Source organism: Streptomyces cellostaticus (genome assembly GCF_001513965.1).
Classification (GTDB): domain Bacteria; phylum Actinomycetota; class Actinomycetes; order Streptomycetales; family Streptomycetaceae; genus Streptomyces; species Streptomyces cellostaticus.
The window spans coordinates 1-5,284 of the sequence record NZ_KQ948094.1 but is presented as its reverse complement, the minus strand read 5'-3'; the positions used below and the strand labels follow the sequence as shown (position 1 = coordinate 5,284).

Annotated in this window: 1 protein-coding gene; it reads left to right on the top strand. The window is 70.3% G+C overall.

Annotation, left to right across the window (positions count from 1 at the left end):
- Nucleotides 1–5,284 (top strand): SDR family NAD(P)-dependent oxidoreductase (locus AQI88_RS45670; RefSeq protein WP_159050597.1); only part of this gene is annotated, 5,284 nt, incomplete at both ends.

The following is a 5,284-nucleotide window of genomic DNA, read 5'->3' as shown; positions in this document are numbered from 1 at the left end:
TATTGCGCAGGCCGGTGAGGATCTGGTGGCGGCGGCCAGTTTGCAGCGCGGCGATGGCGGGCGTGGGCGGTGGTTGACCGCGCTGGCAGGTGCGTATGCGGCTGGTGTGGAGGTGGACTGGGCAACGGTGACAGCCGACGAGGGTCGGGCGGTCAAGGTCGGGCTGCCGACCTACCCGTTCCAGCGTCAGCACTACTGGCCGAAGGCCGTCACCGCTCGTGGGGATGCCTCGTCGATCGGTCTGCAACGCTCCGGGCATCCGTTGTTGGCGGCGGCGGTGTGGTTGGCCGAGGGTGACGGGCTGGTGTTGACGGGTCGTCTGTCGCTGGCCGTGATGCCGTGGCTGGCCGATCACGCGGTCCATGGCACGGTCCTGCTGCCCGGCACGGCGTTCGTGGACCTGGCGGTCCACGCCGGGGACCTGGCCGGGTGCGGCACGCTGGAGGAGTTGACGCTCCAGGAGCCGCTGGTCCTGCCGGGCTCCGGTGGCTTGCAGCTGCAGGTCCAGGTCGGTGACAGTGACGGCGACAGTGGTCGGCGAACCGTCATGGTCTCCTCCCGAGAGGGGGACGGCGAATGGGTTCGGCACGCCGTTGGCGTGCTGGCCCCGGCCGGCAGCGAGCCGGTCCCGGCTCCGCTGGCCGTTTGGCCTCCGGCCGGCGTGGAGTCCGTTCCGGTTGACGACGCCTACGAGAGGTTTGCCCAGCGCGGTTACGGCTACGGGCCGGCGTTCCAGGGCTTGCGTCAGGTGTGGCGTGCCGGGGACACCGTCTATGCCGAGGTCGAGCTGCCCCACGCCGCGGAAGCGGATGTTGCCGGGTTCGGCTTGCATCCCGCTCTGCTCGACGCCGCTCTGCAAGGTCTGCTGGCTGCCAGTGACGGCAGTGGTGGGACTGGGTTGCCGTTCGCGTGGTCGGGCGTGCGGCTGCTGGCCGGCGGTGCCCGCCACCTGCGGGTGGTGCTGGCCCGCGGGTCGGGTGGGGTCTCGGTGACAGCGTTTGACGGTGTCGGTCAGCCGGTGTTGGAGGCCCGGTCGTTGGCGTTGCGTGAGGCGTCGGCTGGTCAGTTCGCTGGGTCGGCCCGGCAGGTGCGGCAGTCGCTGTTCACGGTGGACTGGGTCCCGCTGGCGGCGCAGGCTTCGACTGGCGCAGTGCAGTGGGTGCGGCATGGTGAGTCGGTCGAGTCTGAGTTGGCGCCGGTGGTTGTTGCGGCGGTTCCGGCCGCTCCGTCCGGTACTTCGGCGCCGCAGGCGGCTCAGCTGGCTGCCGCGACGGTGTTGGGTTGGGTGCAGCAGTGGCTGGCCGATCCCGAGACCGACAACGCGCGGTTGGTGATCTGGACCCAGGGCGTGGCCGCCGGGCAGGACCTGGCCGGTGCGGCGGTGACGGGCCTGGTCCGCTCGACGCAGTCCGAGCACCCGGGGCGTCTGCTGCTGGTCGATGTCGACCCGGCGGCCGGCTTGGACCCGGAATGTGACGCCGACGTGGACACTGTCCTGGCCGTGGCACTGGATGCCGACGAGTCTGAGATCCGCGTGCGCCCTGGCACTGACTCCACCAGCAACAGCGGCGGGGATGTGGTGGCGTTCGGGCGGCGCCTGGTCCGGGCCGGTGCGTCCGGTGAGTTGGTGCTGCCCGGTGGTTCGGGTTGGCGGGTTGAGGTGGCCCAGCCGGGTGACCTGGGCAGTGCGGCTGTTGTCGATGCTCCTGAGGCGGGCGCCGAGTTGTCGGCGGGTCAGGTCCGGGTTGGTCTGCGTGCGGCGGGCGTGAACTTCCATGACGTGGTCGCCGGTCTGGGGATGGTCGTGGATGGCCGGGTCCTTGGCGCAGAGGGCGCTGGGGTCGTGCTGGAGACCGGTCCCGGGGTGGACGGTCTGACTGTGGGTCAGCCGGTGATGGGTCTGGTGCCGGGTTGGGGGCCGGTCGGGATCGTGGACAGCCGATTGCTTGCCCCGATCCCGCGGGGTTGGTCGTTCCAGCAGGCCGCGGCAGTGTCGGCAGTGTTCCTGACGGCGTTCTATGCGTTGCGGGATCTGGCTCAGGTCCGTCCCGGGCAGCGGGTGCTCATCCACGCCGGTACTGGTGGTGTGGGTACGGCTGCGGTGCAGTTGGCAAAGATGTGGGGACTGGAGGTCTTCGCGACTGCCAGCCCGGCCAAGCAGCCTGCGTTGCGGGCGATGGGCGTGGCTGACACCCACATCGCTTCCACTCGTGATCTGGCTTTCTGTGAGCGGTTCCTGGCCGTGACCGGTGGCGAGGGTATGGACGTGGTCGTCAACGCCCTGGCCGGGGAGTTCACGGACGCGTCGCTGCGGTTGCTGCCGCGCGGTGGCCGGTTCGTCGAGATGGGCAAGACCGACATCCGCGACTCCGAGCAGGTCGCCCAGACCTACCCCGGGGTGGTTTACCAAGCGTTCGACCTGATGGATGCCGGTGTGCCGCGGATCGCGGAGATGTTCGCTGAGCTCGGGGCGATGTTCGAGGCGGGGACGCTGGTTCCGCCGCCGGTGACGTGTTTCGAGCTGTCGCAGGCTGTGGCGGCGCTGCGGTATCTGCAGGCCGCCCGGCACCTGGGCAAGGTCGTACTGAACATCCCCGCCGGATGGGACCGGCAGGGCACTGTCCTGGTCACCGGTGGAACGGGGACGCTGGGTGGGGAGTTGGCCCGGCACCTGGTGGACGTCCGTGGGATGCGGCACCTGGTGCTGATGTCGCGGCGTGGCCCGGCGGCGCCGGGAGTGGCTCGCCTGGTCGCGGAGTTGGCACGGTCGGGTGCGGCTGTGCGGGTGCAGGCCGGCGATGCCGCCGACCGCAGCGCCCTCGCCTCGGTGTTGGCGAAGATCGCGGTCGAACGGCCGTTGACGGCGGTGGTGCATGCCGCCGGTGTGATCGACGACGCCACTGTGGAGTCGCTGACACCGCAGCGCATGGCGACTGTCCTGGCGGCGAAGGCCGACGCGGCGTGGAACCTGCACGAGCTGACCGAAGGCGCAGGCCTGGCCGGGTTCGTGTTGTACTCCTCGGCTGCGGCTGTCATGGGCAGTGCGGGGCAGGGGAGTTACGCCGCGGCCAACGCGTTCTTGGACGCGCTGGCCGCCTACCGCCGCGAACGGCACCTGGCTGGTCAGTCGCTGGCCTGGGGGCTGTGGGCTCAGACCTCGGAGATGACGGGGCATCTGGAGGGTGCGGGCCTGTCGCGTCTGCGTCGCGGTGGTGTTCAGCCGATGACGACGGAGCAGGGCCTGGCGCTGTTCGAGGCCGCTACCGCGCTGGGTGCGCCGTTGGCGGTCCCGGCCCGACTGGACCTGATGGTGCTGTCTCGCGGAGGACGGCCGGTGCCCGCGCTGCTGCGCGGCTTGGCTGCTGGTGGTGTCTCCGCACGCCCGACCGCAGCCGTGGCCACGGCCGCGGACGCGGGTGGCCTGGCGGCCCGGTTGGCCGCGCTCAGTCCCGCTGAGCGTGAGCATGACGTCGTGGAGATCGTCCGAGCCGCTGCCGCTGTCGTTCTGGGCCATGAACGCGCTGGGGACATCGATCCTCAGCGGGCCTTCCGGGACATGGGTATCGACTCCCTGACCGGGCTGGAGCTTCGCAATCGACTCGCTGCTGAGACGGGCCTGAGCCTTCCCGCCACCTTGGTTTTCGATCAGCCGACGCCGCTGGAGGTTGCCCGGTACCTGGTGGCAGAGGCGTGCGGGGCCGACGGGGTCGTCGGTGCGCCGGCTGTGCCGGTGGTCCGTGTCGGCACGGACGAGCCGGTGGCGATTGTCGGTATGGGTTGCCGGTTCCCGGGCGGGGTTGAGGACCCGGAGGGGTTCTGGCAGTTGATCGCCGCAGGGACCGACGCGATGTCGGGCTTCCCGGTGAACCGTGGCTGGGAGACGCCGGGCCTGTCTGAGTCTGCTGATCCGGGCGCGGCTTTTGCCCCGGTGGGTGGGTTCCTTGACGGCGCTGGTGATTTCGATGCGGAGTTCTTCGGGATCAGTCCGCGTGAGGCGTTGGGGATGGATCCCCAGCAGCGGCTGTTGCTGGAGACGTGCTGGGAGGCACTGGAGGACGCGGGGATTGCCCCGGGTTCGCTGCGTGGCACCGATACCGGCGTCTACGCCGGGATCGTCGCCTCGGGGTACCGGATCAGTGAGCAGGACGGTGCCGGCGGCTTCGGGATGACCGGGACCACGGCGAGTGTGGCGTCGGGTCGGGTGGCGTACTCGCTGGGGCTGCAGGGTCCCGCGGTCTCGATCGACACGGCCTGCTCGTCCTCGCTGACGGCGATTCACCTTGCCGCGCAGGCACTGCGGTCCGGGGAGTGCGGGATCGCGCTTGCCGGTGGCGTCACGGTGATGGCCACCCCAGGGACATACACGGAGTTCGCGCGCCAGCGAGGACTGGCCGCTAACGGCCGGTGCAAGCCGTTCGCGGAGGCCGCTGACGGCACCGGGTGGGGCGAGGGCGTCGGGATGCTGGTTCTGGAGCGGCTGTCCGACGCCCGTGAGCGTGGGCACCGGGTGTTGGCGGTCGTGGCGGGTAGCGCGGTCAACCAGGACGGGGCCAGTAATGGTCTGTCGGCGCCGAATGGTCCGTCGCAGCAGCGGGTGATCCGGGCTGCGTTGGCGAGTGCGGGGTTGCAGCCGGGCGATGTTGATGTGGTGGAGGCGCATGGCACTGGTACGGCGCTGGGTGACCCGATCGAGGCGCAGGCGCTGCTGGCGACGTATGGTCAGGATCGTCCGGAGGGTCGGCCGTTGCTGCTGGGGTCGGTGAAGTCGAACATCGGTCACACGCAGGCGGCTGCCGGTGTGGCCAGTGTGATCAAGATGGTGCAGGCGATGCGGCACGGGATGCTGCCTCAGACGCTGCACGTGGATGCTCCGTCCTCGCATGTGGATTGGTCGGCCGGGGCGGTGGAACTGCTGACGGCGCCTCGGGAGTGGTCGGCGGGTTCTGGTCCGCGGCGGGCTGGTGTGTCGGCGTTCGGGATCAGCGGCACCAACGTCCACCTCATCCTGGAACAGCCCGCGCAGGACATCCCTGCCGTAGACGCTCCTGTTCAGGATGGGCTGGAGTCTGTGGGTCCGGTGGCGTGGGTGTTGTCGGCGCGGTCTGGTGCGGCGCTGGCTGCGCAGGCGGGTCGGTTGGCGGGGTTCGTGGCTGATCGTCCGGAGGTTGCGGTTGGGGATGTGGCGTTGTCGTTGGCGGTGACGCGGACGACGGCGTTCTCGCACCGGTTGGCGGTGGTGGGCCGGGACCGTGGCCAGCTGTTGGAGGGGCTGTCTGCGGCTGCT